Annotated in this window: 19 protein-coding genes; 12 read left to right on the top strand and 7 right to left on the bottom strand. The window is 46.5% G+C overall.

Features of this window, described 5'->3' with window-relative positions; all coding sequences use genetic code 11:
• Positions 1 to 5: 5 nt before the first annotated feature.
• Positions 6 to 482, top strand: a complete 477-nt coding sequence (locus tag T2812B_RS03710; RefSeq protein ID WP_008193852.1) for a metallophosphoesterase — start codon at positions 6 to 8, stop codon at positions 480 to 482.
• Here T2812B_RS03710 and murC read toward each other — a convergent pair.
• Genes murC through T2812B_RS03675 form a run of 7 tightly spaced genes read right to left on the bottom strand, consistent with a single transcriptional unit; the run spans position 434 to position 8,854 of the window.
• Positions 434 to 1,807, bottom strand: a complete 1,374-nt coding sequence (gene murC, locus T2812B_RS03705) for a UDP-N-acetylmuramate--L-alanine ligase (protein ID WP_008193851.1) — start codon at positions 1,805 to 1,807, stop codon at positions 434 to 436. The genes T2812B_RS03710 and murC overlap by 49 nt on opposite strands.
• Positions 1,804 to 2,823: an undecaprenyldiphospho-muramoylpentapeptide beta-N-acetylglucosaminyltransferase gene (murG, locus tag T2812B_RS03700; protein WP_008193849.1), complete on the bottom strand. Its 1,020-nt coding sequence runs from the start codon at positions 2,821 to 2,823 to the stop codon at positions 1,804 to 1,806. The genes murC and murG overlap by 4 nt, the downstream gene beginning before the upstream one ends.
• Positions 2,820 to 3,914, bottom strand: a complete 1,095-nt coding sequence (locus tag T2812B_RS03695) for an FtsW/RodA/SpoVE family cell cycle protein (protein ID WP_008193847.1) — start codon at positions 3,912 to 3,914, stop codon at positions 2,820 to 2,822. Before T2812B_RS03695 ends, murG begins: the two co-directional genes overlap by 4 nt.
• The gene (gene murD / locus T2812B_RS03690; protein ID WP_008193845.1) at positions 3,911 to 5,203 is read right to left on the bottom strand and encodes a UDP-N-acetylmuramoyl-L-alanine--D-glutamate ligase; all 1,293 of its coding nucleotides are present in this window, start codon (positions 5,201 to 5,203) and stop codon (positions 3,911 to 3,913) included. The genes T2812B_RS03695 and murD overlap by 4 nt, the downstream gene beginning before the upstream one ends.
• Positions 5,200 to 6,108: a phospho-N-acetylmuramoyl-pentapeptide-transferase gene (gene mraY, locus T2812B_RS03685; RefSeq protein ID WP_004082932.1), complete on the bottom strand. Its 909-nt coding sequence runs from the start codon at positions 6,106 to 6,108 to the stop codon at positions 5,200 to 5,202. The genes murD and mraY overlap by 4 nt, the downstream gene beginning before the upstream one ends.
• Positions 6,105 to 7,385, bottom strand: coding sequence for a UDP-N-acetylmuramoyl-tripeptide--D-alanyl-D-alanine ligase (murF, locus tag T2812B_RS03680; RefSeq protein WP_008193840.1), 1,281 nt, complete (start codon positions 7,383 to 7,385; stop codon positions 6,105 to 6,107). The genes mraY and murF overlap by 4 nt, the downstream gene beginning before the upstream one ends.
• The gene (locus T2812B_RS03675; protein WP_004082936.1) at positions 7,382 to 8,854 is read right to left on the bottom strand and encodes a UDP-N-acetylmuramoyl-L-alanyl-D-glutamate--2,6-diaminopimelate ligase; all 1,473 of its coding nucleotides are present in this window, start codon (positions 8,852 to 8,854) and stop codon (positions 7,382 to 7,384) included. Before T2812B_RS03675 ends, murF begins: the two co-directional genes overlap by 4 nt.
• Positions 8,855 to 8,921: 67 nt before the next feature.
• On the opposite strand from T2812B_RS03675, the gene T2812B_RS03670 reads away from it, so the two are divergent.
• From T2812B_RS03670 to rsxA, 11 genes are read left to right on the top strand one after another with little or no spacing between them, the layout of a single operon-like run.
• The gene (locus T2812B_RS03670) at positions 8,922 to 9,464 is read left to right on the top strand and encodes a hypothetical protein (RefSeq protein WP_008193837.1); all 543 of its coding nucleotides are present in this window, start codon (positions 8,922 to 8,924) and stop codon (positions 9,462 to 9,464) included.
• A gap of 39 nt (positions 9,465 to 9,503) precedes the next feature.
• Positions 9,504 to 10,616 (top strand): glucose-1-phosphate adenylyltransferase subunit GlgD, encoded by a 1,113-nt coding sequence (gene glgD, locus T2812B_RS03665; protein WP_004082940.1) that lies wholly within the window; start codon positions 9,504 to 9,506, stop codon positions 10,614 to 10,616.
• A gap of 11 nt (positions 10,617 to 10,627) precedes the next feature.
• Positions 10,628 to 11,899, top strand: a complete 1,272-nt coding sequence (locus T2812B_RS03660) for a glucose-1-phosphate adenylyltransferase (RefSeq protein WP_008193834.1) — start codon at positions 10,628 to 10,630, stop codon at positions 11,897 to 11,899.
• 3 nt (positions 11,900 to 11,902) lie between these two features.
• On the top strand, positions 11,903 to 12,928 hold the full coding sequence (locus T2812B_RS03655) for a DUF4899 domain-containing protein (RefSeq protein ID WP_004082943.1): 1,026 nt from the start codon (positions 11,903 to 11,905) through the stop codon (positions 12,926 to 12,928).
• Positions 12,929 to 12,939: 11 nt separating this feature from the next.
• A complete protein-coding gene (locus tag T2812B_RS09690; RefSeq protein WP_004082945.1) occupies positions 12,940 to 13,197 on the top strand; it encodes a hypothetical protein in 258 nt (85 codons plus the stop codon).
• The gene (locus tag T2812B_RS03645) at positions 13,194 to 14,045 is read left to right on the top strand and encodes a radical SAM protein (RefSeq protein WP_008193831.1); all 852 of its coding nucleotides are present in this window, start codon (positions 13,194 to 13,196) and stop codon (positions 14,043 to 14,045) included. Before T2812B_RS09690 ends, T2812B_RS03645 begins: the two co-directional genes overlap by 4 nt.
• Before the next feature lie 4 nt (positions 14,046 to 14,049).
• Positions 14,050 to 15,357 carry an electron transport complex subunit RsxC gene (gene rsxC, locus T2812B_RS03640; protein WP_004082948.1) on the top strand — a complete coding sequence of 436 codons (1,308 nt, stop codon included), beginning with the start codon at positions 14,050 to 14,052 and terminating at the stop codon, positions 15,355 to 15,357.
• Complete coding sequence (locus T2812B_RS03635) at positions 15,354 to 16,310, top strand: RnfABCDGE type electron transport complex subunit D (RefSeq protein WP_008193829.1); 957 nt, start codon at positions 15,354 to 15,356, stop codon at positions 16,308 to 16,310. Before rsxC ends, T2812B_RS03635 begins: the two co-directional genes overlap by 4 nt.
• Entirely contained in the window at positions 16,307 to 16,981 is a 675-nt protein-coding gene (locus T2812B_RS03630; RefSeq protein WP_008193827.1) for an RnfABCDGE type electron transport complex subunit G, read from the top strand. The genes T2812B_RS03635 and T2812B_RS03630 overlap by 4 nt, the downstream gene beginning before the upstream one ends.
• Positions 16,978 to 17,580 (top strand): electron transport complex subunit RsxE, encoded by a 603-nt coding sequence (gene rsxE / locus T2812B_RS03625; protein WP_008193824.1) that lies wholly within the window; start codon positions 16,978 to 16,980, stop codon positions 17,578 to 17,580. Before T2812B_RS03630 ends, rsxE begins: the two co-directional genes overlap by 4 nt.
• The gene (gene rsxA, locus T2812B_RS03620) at positions 17,577 to 18,152 is read left to right on the top strand and encodes an electron transport complex subunit RsxA (protein ID WP_004082952.1); all 576 of its coding nucleotides are present in this window, start codon (positions 17,577 to 17,579) and stop codon (positions 18,150 to 18,152) included. The genes rsxE and rsxA overlap by 4 nt, the downstream gene beginning before the upstream one ends.
• Positions 18,153 to 18,163: the final 11 nt, after the last annotated feature.

Below are 18,163 nucleotides of genomic sequence, written 5' to 3'. Positions count from 1 at the left end.
TGTGAATGTGGCTGATACTCAGTGACACTCACGATAACATGGAAGTTCTGAAAAAGGTGGAAGAACTTCTATCTGAGAAGAACATCGAAAAAATTTTCCACTGTGGTGACTTCGTTGCGCCGTTCACACTTGGAAGATTGATCAAAGAAGGGGTGGATTTCTACGGTGTTTTTGGAAACAACGACGGAGAAGTACTGCTGCTGGACAAAAGATCCGGCGGAAGAATTAAAAAACCACCCATTTCCCTGGAGATCGATGGTTTAAGAATAGCAATGATGCACGAACCCGTTCTTCTGGATGCGATCGTTCGCTCCCAGGAGTTCGATCTGATTCTCTACGGGCATACTCATAGAGTGGATGTGAGAAAAGAAGGAAAAACTCTCGTGGTGAATCCCGGAGAAGCGTGTGGTTATCTTTCCGGTAAGAGCACCGTCTATTTGTTCGATCCCAGGACGCGCGAAGGAGAACTTTTGGAGCTCTGATAACGTTCCACGAACCTTCTGGAAGAGTAGATGATATCTCCGGCACCAACGAAAAGGAAGACGGTGTTTTCACTCACGGGGATTACCTTTTCCAGTTCTGGAAGCTTCTCAACGAAGTACGCCTCTTTACCGAGCGATCTGAGAGAGTCCCAGATCATCTTCCCTGAGATGCCGTTTTTCTTTTCTTCGAACGCGTCGTAGACTTCCGTGACCACAACTTCATCCGCCAGCTGAAGCGCCTTTGCGAAGTTTCCATCTTCTCTTTCCAGTCTGGAATATCGGTGCGGCTGGAATATCACCACGATTTTTTCATTTTCGAAGACTTCTTTTGCTGTCTGAAGAAGGTTTCTTATCTCATCTGGTGTGTGGGCGTAGTCGTCTATCACATAGATGTTCGTTTCCGGATCGTGAAACGCGATGGAAAAACGTCTGTGAACTCCCCGGAATTCTTCCAGTGCTTCGAGTACTGGGGTCAGATCGTACCCGAGCGAGTCGAAAAGCGCTATCACTGCCAGTGCGTTCAAAACGTTGTGAAAACCGGGAACCTTGAGTTTGAGTTCGAGATATCTCTTTCCATTTTTCTCCACTACTGCTTTTTGTTCGGCGCGAGAAGCGCTTCTCATCTCGAGGGTGTATGTGCCTTTCTTCACGCCAAAAGTTACATCACCCAGATGGGATGTGAGTTCGTCCTCTGCGAAGGTGACTACCAGATCGGTGTTCCTGCTGATCTTTTCGAAGGCCGATCTGTATCTGGACAAAGAGTTGCCGTAGTTTTCCAGATGATCTCCTCTGGCGTTTGTGATTATGAGGTAGTTTGGAGAGAACTCTGAGAAAAACTCTTCGCTCTCGTCGAGTTCGTAAACTACAGGTCCGTTTCCTTTCTCGTAGTTTCCGTGTTCGAGAGAATCCATTATGCCCCCAAGGAACACCGTTGGAGACTTTTTCAAATGTTTCAAAACGTACGCAACCATAGCGGTTGTTGTGGTTTTTCCATCGGTTCCGGTCACAGCGAACTCTTCCTTTTTCTCCCGTTTCAAAATGTCTCGGAAATAATGCAGTCTGTTTTCGATCGGGACCTTTTCCATCCTGGCGCGTACTATCTCCGGGTTGTCGTCACGAACGGCGGGGGTTTTTATAACCAGATCGGGATCGTACCAGTTGTCTGCGGAGTGTGGCACAAAAATCTGAATTCCTAATTTTCTTAAATAAGCGGTTCTTTCTGTTTCCTCTATATTTGAACCGTAAACATCGTTTCCATTCAAGAATTCGTGCAAAGCCACGGCACTCATTCCAATTCCACCAATTCCTACGAAATGAATTTTCACATTATCTCCCCCAGTATTTCCTCAGATATTTTGGAAGCAGGGTTTTCTTTCATCTTCTCTATTTTACCTTTTTTCACTACTTTATCAATAGACTCGATTATTTTCCGAGGAGACGCCTCGTTTTCTCTGATAACGATGCCATACCCCAATCTTTCCACTTCCAGGGCGTTTTCAAGCTGGTGCGATTCGGCGGAACTTTCCCACGGTATCAGTATTCCGGGAACACCGTAGTACATCATCTCTGCGATTGTACTCGCCCCTGCCCTTGAAATGGACGCGATCGCTTTCTTCCAGTAGGCTCCCACAGGATCTATGTAGGTGAGTGCTGTTACATTTGGAAAAGCGGAAAGCCTTTTTGTCCAATCGTCTGATCCCGTGGAATGTACGAATTGAGTTTCCTGAAGTTCTGGATACACCTTTTCCATCAACTCGTTTATCGCTTCACTCCCCAGACTTCCACCTAGGACAAGCACGAAATCCTTCAGAGGTGCTTCTTTTTCCGTTTCTCTCACCGGACATCCAGTGACGACGATTTTATCCTGCCATTCTCTCAGATAATTTCGGGTTCTTTCGAAAGAGACGAAAACTTTCTTCGCGTACTGTGAGAGAACTTTCACTGCGAGTCCTGGAACGATGTTTTGTTCGTGAACAAAGATGGGTATCCCAAGATCCTTAGCGGCTAGCCCCACAACTCCAGATATGTATCCACCCGTGAGAACCACTAAATCCGGTTTGAAGCGCTTCAAATGTTTCTTTACTTCGATCGTAGCAATTCCTATCTTCAAGGTTCTCCACAGGTTTTTTGGATGATGGAGTGGCCTGAGCAAACCTCTGACATCGATTGAAACTGTTTCGAACTCTGGATGATCTTTTCTCACAACTCTCTCATCGATTTTGCCTTTTACAGCGAAGAACAGGACCTTCACGTCAACTCTTTTCGCGAGCGTCTCGAGGATAGCCAGAAGTGGATAGAGATGTCCACCGGTGCCACCGCCAGCTGCAGCGATCTTTATCACTCTCTTTCACTCTCCAGAATCATATTTCCGATTATTCCAAAACCTATCATGATGGAAAGAAGTGAACTCCCTCCATAGCTTACCAGAGGAAGGGTTACTCCCGTGACTGGAAGAATTCCGGATATGACACCAACGTTCGTCATCACCTGAAGCATTATCAAAATAGCGAAACCGGAGATGAACGTTCTGACTGATGGAACCATGTGCATTTTCGTAGCGACCTTCACAAGGCTGTGAACCAATCCGTAAAATGAGAACAGGACAACTCCCAGACCTATGAAGCCAAGCTCTTCTCCCACTATAGCTAACACGAAGTCGCTTGTCACCACAGGCACGAAGAGCTTTTCCTCGCCGAGAACCAGTCCTTTACCAAGCGTACCACCGTTTCTTATAGCGTTCACTGCTTCAACAACCTGTTCTGAAACGTTCCCTCTCAGATACGATATGAGTCTTTCCATCTGGTAATTTTTCAGGAAATGTTCCAGAACACCGGTTTTATACATGGAAATAAAAAGAGAAATTATCACCAGAAAGAAACTCAGCACGTAAATCCCGCGAGTTTCAGCAGCGTAGAGTGTGAGGATAACCATTAAAACAAGAAGCACAAAAGTACTGAAATCGGGTTCTATCAGAACAAGGAAGAGTAGAGGAGAAACAAGAAGAATCGGCTTCAAAAATCCCCTGAAGAATTTTTTCATGAACAGGGAGTTTTTTTCAACGTACCACGCGAGAAACAGAAGAATGTAGATTTTGACCAGTTCGGATGGCTGGAATGAAAAGCTGCCAAGATCTATCCACCTGTGTGCACCTCTCTCACCCGAGGGGAGAAACAGCACGACCGTCAGAAGAACAAGGGAGAGGACGTATCCCCCCACGATGATTTGTTTTGAGAAAAGCAATCTGTGGTCCGTGTAGAGGAAGACAACGAAAAAAGCGATGGCCACCGCGAGCTTCATCAAATGGTTCAGCACCACATGTGTGCTGTCGCTGACTGGCTTCACGTAATCCCGAACTATTTCAAAACTGCTGAGAGATATGAAGCCCACGCACAGAAGTACGATGACAAAGAACACGAGAGATTTTTCGTTCAAACTTTATCCCCTCCGTGTCGTTTGAAGAGCTCTCTGAAGTGTTCACCTCTTTTTGCGTAGTTTTCGTACATGTCAAAGCTCGCTCCTCCCGGACTGAGAAGAATCACATCACCTTTTTCGGAGATTTCCAGTGCTTTCTCAAAGGCTTCTTCCATGTTTTCGACGATGCTGTGAGGAATTTTCCCCACAAACGGAGCGAGTTCCTTAGATATCTCTCCGAACATGATGAGATGTTTCAGCTTTGGACTGGCTTTTTCCACGAAGAGAGAATAGTTTTCTTTTTTGCCGATTCCACACATTATGAGAACCACCCTGTCGAAGTTGGAGAGTGCACCCAGTACCGCGTGTGTCGACGTGGCTTTCGAGTCGTTGTAGAAATGTCTTCCATCTATTTGACCCAGATATTCCATTCTGTGCGGGAGCGGCTTGAAATCTCTGAGAAGTTCCAGAAAACTTTCCAGTTCGTTGAACATCTCCGTGTAAAGAACGGAAACTGCCAGTATGTTTTCCCTCGTCTGATACAGATAGTTCCCAGGAAGTGTGTATTTCTTCCCGTGGACGATCAGTTCTCTTTCTGTGGCAAAGTTTTCATCCGTCCAGAAAGGGATTTTTCTGGATCTCACACCTTCCAGATCTTTCAAGCGCTCTATGTGCTTGTTGTAGACGAACAGATCTCCTTCTGTCTGGAGAAAAGCCGGTTTCAACTTTGAATCAACGTATTCTTCGAAAGAGGAGTGCCAGTCTAAATGATCTTCGGATATGTTCAGAACGAGGAAGTTTGAAAGATACGGTCTTTCGCTCCAGAAAAGCTGGAAACTGCTCATTTCCAGTACGTAATAGTCGTACTCTCCTTCCAGGGCTTCCACAGCCGGTGTACCAAAGTTTCCACCAAGGAAAGTCTTGAATCCTCTTCTGGAAAGCACATGATACATGAGAGCGGTGGCGGTGCTTTTTCCGTCAGTGCCCGTGATGCCCACGACCTTTTTTGGATCTACATTGTCCAGGAAAAGCTGAAGTTCTGTGGATAGTTTTACACCTCTGGAGGAGAGGAGTTCGATCGTGCTCGTGTCTGGTTTTATCCCGGGACTCACGTAAACAACATCACAATCCAGGAGTTTTTCGGTGTGGCCTCCTTCTTCGTATTCCACCGAATGTTCTTCCAGAAATTTTTTCGTTTCACCGTCCAGAGTTTTTGCTTCGCTCACGAAAAATTTCGCTTCTTGATGATTCAAAAGATATTTCAGAAGGGACCTGTTGCTCTTTCCAAAACCCAGAAAGCCTATTTTCATCCTATCACCCCGAAGATCTCAAGAGCGACAAGAGAAGATATCAGATTGAAAACGGTGAACACCGCCACGATTTTTTCCTCGCTCCATCCAATCAATTCGAAGTGATGGTGCAGAGGAGACATTTTGAATATTCTGCGTTTGAAGATCTTGAAAGATCCCACCTGAAGAATAACGCTCAACGTTTCGATGACGGGAATCATAAAGAAAAGCACCAGATAGAACTCCGTTTTTGTCAGAACGGAAACAGTTCCCAAAACCCCACCGAGTGTGATGGAACCTGTGTCTCCCATGAAGATCTTTGCGGGTTTCGAGTTGAACACGAGAAAGGCAAGAACACCGACTCCAAGGATCAACAGAATATCCTCCGAGACTCCCCTTTCTTTGAGGAAAAACCAGTAAGGGATGCTCCCACTCACGTATATCCACCCGGCTAGGCCGTCTAGTCCGTCCGTCAGGTTCATGGCGTTCGAACTTCCCACGATGACCAGGAGCGCGAAGAGGTAATACCACTTCCCCATTTCAATCGTGGAGCCAAAAAAGTCGACGTTCGTGTCGGGACGTATCAGAAGCAACATAATGAAGGCTGCGAGGGTCTGAAGCAGAGCCTTCTGATAAGTTTTCAACCCGGTGGAATCTTTTCTTGCCACACTGAGAAAGTCATCCAGAAAACCGATGAGGAAGAAGAGAAACATGCCGAGCAACACCATCGTATTTGTCTTCGAAATCATTCCAAACAGAAAACCGGTCAGAACGAACAGAATACCTCCCATGGTGGGGGTACCCTCTTTGTAGCCGTGAAGGTCTGGGCCTTCTTTCCTTATGTACTGCCCGATTCTTCTTCGTCTGAAGAGTTTTATGAGGATCGGATAAAGAAAAAGGTTCAGGAGAAAATTCGCTGCTATCATCTTTTCTCCAGCTCCTTTTCAAACATTTCCAGAACTCTTTCTATTCTCACCGCTCTTGAAGCTTTGAAGAGAACCACATCCCCTTTTTTTACCCTGGTGGCGAGATCTTTCGCTATCTTTTCGGGATCGTCTGACTTCAGAATGATCTTTTTGGATTTGATCCATTCCGCTTCGGGTTCTGACAAGAAAATGTACACCCCATCCAGAACGTTCAATCTCTCTCCGAGCTCTTCGTGAAATTCCTTCGACCTCTCCCCGAGCTCTTTCATCGCTCCCACAACAGCGAATTTCTTTCCGGGGAAACGAAGAAGCGCCTCTATGGAAGTTTGAAACGCTTCAGGGCTTGCGTTGTACGTATCATCCACGATCAGCACACCTTTTTTTTCTCTCACGTTGAAACGGCCGGGAACTGTTTTCAGGCTGGCAAGATCGAAGATATCCACAGTTTCGCCCAAAGTTCTCATGACACACAGAGAAGCGGCGATGTTCAGAAGTTGCCCTCCATTCCAGTATCCGGAGAGTTTCACTGTGAAAAGAGAATCAAAAGCTTCGAACTCTGCGATCGTGGAACCCTCATAGTACCACCAATCCTTTAGAACCGAGTCACCGCCTTCTTTGCCGAAGAACAGTGTATTTCTGTAGCGAGGCACTTCTTTTCTCAGATCAGGATCGTCAAAGAGTGTTACGGCTATCGCATTTTCTTTCGAGTGCTTGATGATCTCCATCTTGGTTTCCATGATTCTTTCTCGTGTTCCAAAAAACTCGAGGTGAGCGCTTCCAACGTTGAGGAGAACGGCGACATCCGGAGGAGCGATTTTACACAGGTGAGCGATATCACCGGGCCTGCTCGCGGCCATTTCGAGAACCAGGATTTCTTCTCCTTTGTAGTCGTTGAGAATGGAGAGTGGCAACCCGTACTCCGTGTTCATGTTTCCCGGTGTTTTGAAGACACTTCTCTTGTTTTTGAGAAGGTTGTACAATATTTCTTTCGTGGTGGTTTTTCCCGATGAACCTGTTACACCAACGACTGTACCGGAAAAATTCCCGAGCTTTTCTCGGGCCAGCTTAGCAAGCGTGTCAACGGAACTTTCTACGAGAAAGATTCTATCAGAATTCACCGTTTTTCTCTCGGCAATGATCGCATAAGCGCCGTTCCTGAGGGCTTCATCTATAAAATCGTGACCATCGAATCTTTTCCCTTTCACGGCGACGAACACGTCACCTTCTCTCACTTCTTTCGAATTCAGAACGAAACGCCTTGTGAGTAGATCTTTCATTGGGCGTATTTCCTCCCCTTCAGCTTGTCTCTTATGATCTCTTCCACGACTTCTCTGTCTTGGAACGGCACCTTCTTTTCTTCATCGATTATCTGGTATCTTTCATGGCCTCTCCCCGCTATGACAACAGAATCTCCTCTGTTGGCGATGGTTAGAGCCGTTTCGATGGCTTCTCTTCTGTCGAAGAGCACCAGATACGGTTTGCGTTTATCTATACCCTTTATCAGGTCTTCCATTATCTGTTCCGGGTCTTCCCCTCGTGGATCATCGGTTGTGAGGATTACGACGTCAGCGAGTTTTGATGCAACTTCGGACATCATGGGACGTTTTCCCCTGTCGCTGTTTCCCCCGGCCCCGAAGACAACTATCACTCTTCCCTGAGAGATCTTCCTGACATTTTTCAGTAATTTTTCCAGTGCATCTGGAGAATGAGCGAAATCGACGACGACGTTGAGCCCGATCTTCTTTGCTCCCCGTACTACTTCGAATCTTCCCTCGACCCCTGTGAACGTCTCAAGGGAACTCGCCAGATCTTTTGGATCGTATCCGAGCTGGTGAAGAGCCGCGATAGCGGCCGCGGCGTTGTAGGCGTTGAAATCTCCTATCGCTCTTGTGAAAACCTTCAGCAAACCATCGGGAGTTTCCAGAACGAACTGTGTTCCTTCCCAGCTCACTTCTATGTTTCCCAGCCTGTAATCGGCGTTTTTCGATGTTCCAAAGGTGATTTTTCGCGACTTCCGATTGAAAGCGTCCGCCAGTGATTCGTTCAGAACAGCGACCCCATCATCTTTCAGCAGATCGAAGAGGTGAAGCTTTGCTTTCAGATAGTTTTCGAATGTGCCGTGAAAATCGAGGTGATCGCGTGATATGTTGGTGAATATTCCTACATCGAATCTGACTCCTTCGACCCTTTGTTGGACCAGTGCGTGGGAAGAGACTTCGAGGGCGAAGAACTTCCCTCCACCTTCCCTGTTTTCTTTCATGGCGGAAAGGATGGTGATCGCATCCGGTGTGGTGATGTCGTCGTAGTAGGAGTTTCCAAGGATTCTCTTCACAGCGGTGGTGAGAACGCTTCCTCTTTCTCCAAGAGAGGTGAGCATGTGGTAGATCATCATGGTTGTTGTGGTTTTGCCATTTGTTCCTGTGACTCCAAAGGTTAAAACGTCTTTCCAGGGATCTTCGAAGAAAAGGCTGGCCACTTTCGCCTCAAAATAGCGCGAGTCAAAAACCTGAATGTAGGGAAAATCCAGATCTATTTCCCTTTCAACGACAACAGCCACTGCTCCTTTTTCCATCACTTCGGGTATTATCTCGTGGGAATCGAACTTCTCCCCTCTTCTGCAGATGAAAAGATCTCCTTTTTTTACCTTAGAAGAGTGGTTGGACACACCTGTTATTTCGAGATCATAGGGTGCACGAACTTCCAAAATGAGATCCTTTAAATTCGACACGATAGTTGATATATTCATAGTAGAACCACCTCTGAAGGAATTTTAACACTTTATTTAAAGCTTTTCCAGACGGGAGGTAGGAAAAATGATTTTAACTTACCATCTTGAGAAATGGAAAGACAGAGAAATTGTGAAGTTAGAACTGATGGAAGATGAATTCAAGGGAGGTTCGACTATAGTTCCCGAAAGATCGCTGGGAGAGCATTACAAGATTTTTGTGGCCGTGCTTGAAGAGTACGAAGGCATCCTCAAGGAAGCAAAATCGAGTCAGATTTTTGGTCTCTTCGAGAGACTCGAGGCGCATTTTCCAGAGCATCCGAAGGTGCTTTTCTCGTTATCGTGTGCCATGTTAGAGCTCTTTTCCAGACGTTATGGAGTAAGGCTCGAAGAAATGTTCGATCTGCCAGACTTCGAACCAGAAGAACTCGATTTTCCTTCCGGTGATTTTCTGATCTTCCCCGAAATGATCGGTCACGTTCTCAGGGTGATGGGATTCATGTCTGCCATGAGAAGCTTTGGAGAGAGAGTTTATCTTGTTGTGAGAGAATATCCGGATTCTAACACCAATTTCATTGTAGATTTACTGAAAAAACTTTCGGACGGTTTTATAGAAGAGGAGTGGAGGTGATAGAATTCTTTAGTGAACGAAGGAGGAGAGGTGTGAAGAATGAGGGTGCTTGGTTTGATTCTTGCTGGAGGGAAAAGTGACCGTTTGTGGCCTCTGACGAAGGTGAGAGCCAGTGCGGCGGTTCCTGTGTTCGGAAAGTACAGGGCGATAGACTTCACCCTGAGCAATATGGTGAACTCCGGTATCAGAAAGGTGGGTATCCTCACTCAGTACAATCCAAGGAGTTTGATGGACCATCTGGGTTCCGGAAAAGAATGGGACCTCGATCGGAAAAGCGGGGGATTGTTCATTCTCCAACCCTACGTTGGGCCGAACAGAGAGGTTTGGTACAGGGGAACGGCAGATGCCATCTTCCAGAACATGACAATCCTGAGAAGAGGCGAGGAAGATCACGTTTTGATAGGTTCGGGAGATCATATCTACAAGATGATCTACAGGGATCTTTTCAACTACCATCTAAAAAAGGGAGCGGACATAACTCTCGTAGTTAAAGAACTCGATGAAACGTACAACTTGAGTGAATATGGAATAGTTCAGCTCGACGATGACATGAGAGTGGTGGAGATAGAAGAAAAACCGGCACATCCAAAAGGGAACATCGCGTTTCTTGGGGTTTACTTCATGAACAAAGAGCTGCTCAAGGAGCTTCTTTATGCAACGGTTCCCCAGGGGAAGTACGATCTTCTTCTCGACATAGTGATTCCCAACCTCGACAGGTTGAAGGTCTACGCTTACAGGTTCGATGGTTACTGGAGAAACGTAAAGAAGGGAATAAAAGAGTACTACAGGATAAACATGGATATATTGAAAAAGGAAGTGCGCGATGAGCTCTTCTACAGAAACGGTAAGGTTTATACGAAGCTGAAGGATCTTCCTCCTCCAAAATTCACGACCACGGCTGTTGTTGAGAATTCTTTGATTGCAGATGGGAGCATAGTTTCTGGTACGGTGAGAAATTCTGTCATTTTCAGAAACGTGCGGATAAAAGTCGGGGCAGTAGTAGAAAATTCCATCATTATGGAGAACACCGTCGTGGAGGAAGGAGCAGTTCTGAGAAACGTGATCCTGGACAAGAACTGTATCGTGAGAGAAGGTCGTGTCATCGAAGGAGACACAGAGTTACCTGTTTTCGAAAAAAGAGCAGTTTTGTGAGGTGAAATCTTATGGGAAATACCGTTGCGATGATACTGGCGGGTGGTCAGGGGACGCGGCTCGGAGTTCTCACGGAGAGAATAGCGAAACCTGCGGTTCCTTTTGGAGGGAAATACCGTCTCATAGATTTTACTCTGAGCAATTGTGTGAATTCTGGAATCTATAGGGTAGGAGTTTTGACCCAGTACAGACCCCATGTTCTCTCGAAACACATAGGTATTGGAAGACCCTGGGATCTGGACAGAAAGGACGGAGGGGTTGAAATTCTTCCACCTTACGTCGGGAGGCACGAGTCTGACTGGTACAAAGGGACTGCCAACGCCGTCTATCAGAATCTCGAATTTCTCGAAGAAAACGATGCGGAACTCGTCCTCATCCTCTCAGGAGATCACGTGTACGCCATGAATTACAGCGATCTCATAGATTACCATCTGCTCAAAGAGGCGGATGGAACGATAGCCTGCATGGAAGTGCCCATCGAAGAAGCGAGCAGATTCGGTATCATGATAACGGACGTGGATGGAAAAATCGTCGATTTTGAAGAAAAACCGGCAAAACCCCGGTCGAACCTGGCATCTCTGGGAATCTATGTCTTCAACTATGAATTCCTGAAGAAAGTTCTCATCGAAGACGAGAACGATCCAAACAGTTCCCACGATTTTGGAAAAGACGTGATTCCAAGAATTTTGAGGGAAAATCTCGGTTCTCTCTACGCGTTCAGATTCGACGGGTACTGGAGAGACGTTGGTACGCTCAGATCTTACTGGGAAGCCAATCTGGAGCTTGTTCTTCCAGTGCCGCCTTTCAATCTCTACGATCCAAACTGGAGGTTTTTCACCCACACCGAAGAGATGCCGCCCGCTTACGTAGCTCCTGGTTCGAAGGTTTCCACCTCCCTCGTGAGTGAAGGAGCAGAGGTTTATGGCAACGTTTTCAACTCCGTTATTTTCCAGGGTGTGAAGATCGGTAGAGGAACAGTGGTGAAAAATTCAGTCATAATGACCAGAACTGAGATAGGAGAGAACTGTTATCTGGAAAACGTGATAATAGCGGAAAATGTAAAAATAGGAAGCAACGTCAGGATGGGAGTGGGTGAAGACGCTGAAAGCAAACTGGATCCAAAGGTGTACTCGGGTCTTCTGACAGTGGTTGGGATGAATTCTGTGATTCCCGACGACATGGTGATAGGAAAGAACTGTGTTATAGGTATTGGTGTAAGACCTGAAGACTTCAAATCGAAAACTTTAGAATCGGGAGATTATGTGATAGTCAGGGAGGAGTAGTGAGTGGATCTCTATTTTGTGAAGTTCAGGGTCACATCGAAGCTCACATCTGAAATCGTTCAGGGGTATTTCCTCGGCAAACTCAACCAGATCCCCGAGTACGATTTTTTTGTGATACCGGGTCGGTACGCCCGGAAATATTCTGTAGATTTGAATCTTGGATTTGAAGATTTCCTTGAAGATTTTAAAGCGAAAAAGGAATCGGCTTTGAAAGAAGTACTGGAAGCTTCTGCCATAACGGATGAATTCTTCGATTTCTGGCTGATTCAAAGCAGAAAACAGAACCTCCGGTTGGTGGGGAGCGAGTTTTTCAGGCTCGTTGAAAGCGGTGATCACGAGGCGCTCAGGGTCTTCATAGCCGACCTTTTCAGGGAGTGGTCTGAAAAACTAGAGGTTGAAGTGGTAGGAGTGCCTCTGGACTATGAAGACGTTTCTCTTGAAGTGGTGAAAGAGCACTTCGAAGAACTCTCGACTGATGAAGTTTTCAAATTGTTTCAGAGAGAAGACTTGAGAAATCTGCCGGAAGTGTTTCCGGTTCTTGATCCCTTGAACGGCGTGACCATAAGAGAGATAGATGTGGAAGAGAGGATAGATTTCGTGATCCTGAACTATGGAAATGAAGAGTTTTCGGAGAAGTTCAAGAGGTTTCTGAAGGAAAAGTTCGGGACGGAAAACGTAGCGAGTCTCCCCGGAAAAGTCCTTTCAAAAGAAATCGTGAAGACCAGGGAAGGAACTCTTTATCTTTTGAAGGTAGAGTTTGAAGAAGGAATAATTGGAAAAGCCATAGTATCCCCGAATTTGAAGATAAAACGCGGTGAAAGCAGGGTGAAGATTTCCGATGAAGAATGGATGGAAAAAATAGGAGAGATGCTCAAGGAGGGGGAAGAATCGAAGCAAGAAAAGTTGAAACTGAGAAACTCTCCTCAGCCCGTTCAAAAAACGACGAGTTCGGATTTTCTCCTCGCTCTCGTGCTGGCGCTTCTTGTCATGGGAATTCTTCTGATACTTTCTTATCTTCTTTTCAGTTAGGTTCTCTTGTCATGGAAGTCCTTTTTGCTCTTCTCATCGTCACAGTGATCTTTTTCACGGTTTGCAGTGTTTCCATTCATGCGAGAAGGATATTTTTACTTTACAGGGAAAGAGAAATAGCTGAAAGAACCGCAGATGGTGTGCTCATGCGATTGGAAGCAAAACAGTCGATTCCTGAGTTTTTGAACGGTTTCGAGATCAGTGTAGAAGGGAGCAGGGTTCGCCTGAGAAAACAAGAAAGAGAATACGAGTTTGAGGTGGAGAAATGATGCTCAGAGCATCTTACGGAACGATTCGGAAAGTAAATGGAAACTCGTCCTTAGAGATGGACACCGCTTATCTCATGCTTGGAGAAAGGTGTGTTTACAACTGTCTGTACTGCGCGCAGTCACGCTCTTCCACAAGCCCATCTCATTTTCTCTCCAGGGTCACCTGGAAAGAGGTTTCGGAAGATTTGCTTGGCAAATTGAACGATCGTTTCAAGAGGGTTTGTATCCAGGTTGTTTCTTATCCTAGCTACGGAAAGGATCTCAGGTTGATCATTCCAAGGTTTCGTATACCGGTTTCAGTGAGTGTCAGAGCAGTCAGCATAGAAGAAGTTGTGGAGTACTTCGAACTGGGAGCAGACAGAGTGGGTATCGCTGTGGATGTCCCCAACAAAACTCTCTTTGAAAAAATCAGAGGAGGAAAGTACGAGAGACACCTTCATATCCTCGAAAAGGTATCAGAAATGTTTCCTGGAAGGATCACAACACACGTGATAGTCGGACTGGGTGAAAGCGATAAAGACATCGTTGATTTTACAGTGTGGGCAAGGGAAAGAAATATCGTGGTTTCTCTGTTTGCTTTCACCCCTATCAAGGGAACAGCCTTTGAAAACAAGGGAATGCCTTCCCTGGAGCGTTACAGGAAAATTCAGCTGGTAACTTACTTGCTCGAGAAAAACCTGATAAAGCCAGAGAACATAATTTTCGACTCAAATGGTAAAATTATTGACGTTGAATGGAACGGCGAGTTTCCAGAAGAGGCTTTAAGAACCCGCGGATGCCCTCACTGCACGCGTCCCTACTACAATGAAAGCCCAAGAGGTCCCATCTACAACGTTCACTGGAGGTGAAAACGTGCTCACTTTCAAGGGAGGGGTTCATCCCCCGGAATTGAAGGAATGGTCGAAAGATAAACCCATTGAAAGGGCACCTCTACCTCAGAAGGTTTTCGTCTTTCTTTCCAATCATGCGGGGAACCCGGCGAAACCAGTGGTTTCTCCCGGTGACGAAGTGAAGACCGGTCAGGTTATAGGAGAACCTGAAGGTTTCATTTCCGCTTATCTGCATTCTCCTGTGACAGGAAGAGTACTCGAGATAAAGAAGATCCTGCACCCAATCCTTGGAAAGCCCATCGAAGCGATCGTTATAGAAAGAACCTCTGACGATGAGTGGGTTCACATAGAAACTGGGGATTTTGAACGCATGTCGAAAGAAGAAATCCTGGAAATCATCAAAAAAGCGGGAATCGTTGGTCTGGGTGGAGCGATGTTTCCAACCCACGTTAAACTCTCACCTCCTCCCGAGAAAAAAGTGGATACCTTGATCGTCAACGGGGCGGAGTGTGAACCCGTTCTCACGATAGATCACAGACTCATGCTGGAAAGGGCAGAAGACATCCTCCAGGGAATCCTGATAATGATGAAGGTTCTGGGGGTTCAAAAAGCCGTAGTCGGTGTAGAGAGCAACAAGATGGATGCGTACCACAATTTGAAAAAGGTTTTCAAGGGATATCCCGTTGATGTTGCTCTCCTCAGGACCAAATATCCGCAGGGTGCAGAAAAGCAGCTCATATACGCGATAACCGGAAGGATGGTACCGAGAGGCGGTCTTCCAATGGATGTTGGAGTGGTGGTCCAGAACGTCGGTACCTGTGTTGCTGTGAAGGAAGCGGTCGTCGATGGAAAACCGCTCGTGGAAAGAGGTATGACAGTCAGCGGTGATGCCGTGAAAAATCAGAAAAATCTGATCGTCAGAATAGGGACACCCGTGAAGGATGTTATCGACTACTGTGGTGGAATAGATGAGAACACGGAGCGTGTCATCCTCGGTGGCCCGATGATGGGAATATCCATCACAAATCTGGACATCCCTGTTATGAAAGGAACTTCTGGAATAACCGCGTTTCTTCCAAAGAAGTCTCGACCTCAGAAACCCTGTATTAGATGCAGTGAATGTGTTCAGGTGTGTCCGATGAACCTTCAGCCTTACCTTCTCTATCTCCTCTCCACGAAGAGAAAGTACGACGAAGCTGTGGAAAACGGTTTGATGGACTGTATAGAGTGCGGATCGTGTACTTACACCTGTCCTTCGAAGATAGAACACGTAAGGTACATAAAACTCGCAAAAACAGTGTATCGCGCTACAAGGAGGGGTAGAAGATGAAGCTGATAAGCGCTTACGCTCCCCATATTCGAGAAGAGGATGATGTGAGAAAGATCATGCTGGATGTGCTCATAGCCCTATCACCAGCGGTTATTGGGGCGACTTATTTCTTCGGATGGTATGCTCTATTTCTCTGCATTGCAGGAGCGGTGATAGGTGAGTTGTTCGATATACTCGTCATGAAGTACCTGAGAGGAATAAAAAACTTCGTCCCGGATGGCAGCGGGGCAGTGACAGGACTGCTTCTGGCGATGAACGTGAGCACAAGGCTTCCTTTCTGGGCTTTTTTGTTGGGGCTTGTTTTCGCTCTGGGGATCGGGAAACACGCGTTCGGAGGACTCGGCCAGAACATTTTCAACCCTGCGCTCGTCGGAAGAGCGTTTCTGCTCATTTCTTTTCCCACTTACATGACCACCTGGGTTGTACCCGGAGCAGGATTCTGGAAATCTCCAGCGGATTTGGTAACGGCAGCAACTCCTCTTGCACTTTTCAAGGAACACGGTGTTTTCACACCCTATTGGGATCTGTTCATAGGTAAGGTTGGAGGATCTCTTGGTGAGACGAGTGCTCTTCTTCTCATAATTGGTTTCATCTATCTTCTCTTGAGAAAAAGAGTGAAGATATTCATTCCTGTCTCCTATATAGGAACTGTTCTTGTGTTTTCTTCGATAGCTTATTTGATGAATCCAAGGTACGGTGATCCTCTCTTTCACCTCCTCAGTGGTGGTCTCATGCTCGGCGCGCTCTTCATGGCCACCGATATGGTGACGAGTCCCATCACCGCAAAGGGACAGGTGATCTTCGGGATCGGATGTGGCGTTCTCACGATGGCTATAAGACTCTTTGGAGCGTATCCTGAAGGTGTTTCATTTTCGATCCTTTTCATGAATGCACTGGTTCCCCTGATAGACAGGTACACCAGACCGCGCATCTTCGGTGAGGTGAAAAAATGAAGGATATCCTGAAGACTGGATTGATTCTCATGGTTTTCACGGCTATTTCTGGACTCTTTCTTGGGCTCGTGTATGTGGGAGTCAAAGGAAAGATCCAGGAAGCGGATAACGCAGCTAAGTTGAGCGCCATCAAATTCGTTCTGAAAGATCCCCTCACGGGAGATTATCTGGTGGATGAAAAAGAAATCGAGGAAATCGTCAAAAAAACAGGCATAGAAACAGTTGTTCTGAAAGAGTACAAAGAAGGGGTAGTCCTTGGTCCCTTGTATGAATTCGTGACGAAGGATGGCAGAGACGCATACGTTCTGTCGGGATACGCCCCCGGTTTTGGAGGAAACGTGACCGTTGTAGCTTGTTTTATAAAAACGGAAGATGGATTCATGCTCAATTCCGTGAGAGTAATAGATTATTCTCAGGAGACACCCGGACTCGGCGCAAAGATAGGAGAAGAAAGTATACAGAGGCGTTTCTTTCCAGTTCCACCCGAAGGACTGAAGAACGGCCTGAGGGTCGACAAAGATGCGGGACTTCCGAAGGGTTCTCCTGAGGAGTTGAAAAAGCAGGGTATTGTGAAGGTAAGCGATGTAATGACGGGAGCAACGATCACACCAAGGGCCGTGGTGACCGCTCTGAATCTCATGTACAGGTACCTCGAGGAGGTGTCGAAATGAGCCGCTTGAGAGAATTCACGAAGGGGATCATAAAAGAGAATCCCACTTATGTTCAGGTTCTTGGAATGTGTCCCACACTCGCCGTCACCACGAGTGCCATCAACGGTCTGGGGATGGGGCTTGCTACAACGGCCGTTCTCACCATGTCAAACGTGGTTATTTCACTGATAAGAAAGATCGTTCCTGATAAGATCAGAATTCCTATATTCATCGTTGTTATCGCATCTTTCGTTACCATGATAGATCTCCTCATGCACGGTTTTGCCTACGATCTGTGGAAGACCCTGGGTCTCTTTATTCCTCTCATAGTGGTGAACTGTATCATAATGGGAAGGGCGGAATCGTTCGCTTCCAAGCATGGTGTTCTGGATTCCATGCTCGATGGCCTGGGAGTGGGTCTCGGCTTTACAGGTTCGCTTGTTCTCCTTGGAAGCGTCAGAGAACTCTTCGGTAACGGTACGATCTTCGGTTACAAAGTGTGGGAGCTGAAGATATTCCTCGAGATTCTTCCACCGGGAGCCTACATAACACTCGGCCTTCTCTCTGCACTCTTCACCTACATCGGCATCAGGAGAAAGAAAAGAGGTGAAGCGAAATGAAGGTGTTTTTGCTCTTCTTTTCTGCCATATTCGTGAACAACTTCGTTCTGGCGAGGTTTCTCGGGATTTGTCCCTTCCTGGGGGTCTCCAAAAGGTTGGAAACGGCAACAGGAATGGGTATAGCCGTTACGTTCGTTATGACGGTTTCTGCTGCCATCAGCTGGTTTCTGGACAAGCTCCTTATCTCCACAGGACTTGAATTTCTGAGAACGATCGTCTTCATACTCGTCATCGCTTCTTTCGTCCAGTTCGTCGAACTGTTTTTGAAGAAAACCAGCCCGGATCTCTACGAAGCGCTTGGTATTTTCCTGCCTCTCATCACCACAAACTGTGCGATCCTTGGTATGGTGCTTTTGAACAGTCTCATGAAGCTCAACTTTGTTGAGGCGGTCTTCCACGCACTGGGATCTGGCCTTGGATTCGCTCTTGCTCTTGTAATATTCGCCGGAATAAGAGAAAAAATGGATCTCTACGATCTGCCGGAGCCTTTCAAAGGCACCGCCATAGCCCTCATTACTGCGGGACTTCTTTCGCTGGCTTTCATGGGATTCCAGGGCATGGTGAAGCTGTGAGGAGGTGAAGG

This window comes from Thermotoga sp. 2812B (assembly GCF_000789335.1).
Taxonomy (GTDB): Bacteria; Thermotogota; Thermotogae; order Thermotogales; family Thermotogaceae; genus Thermotoga; species Thermotoga maritima.
Note: the sequence above shows the minus strand (reverse complement) of the source record. Positions and strands in the feature narration are given on the sequence as shown.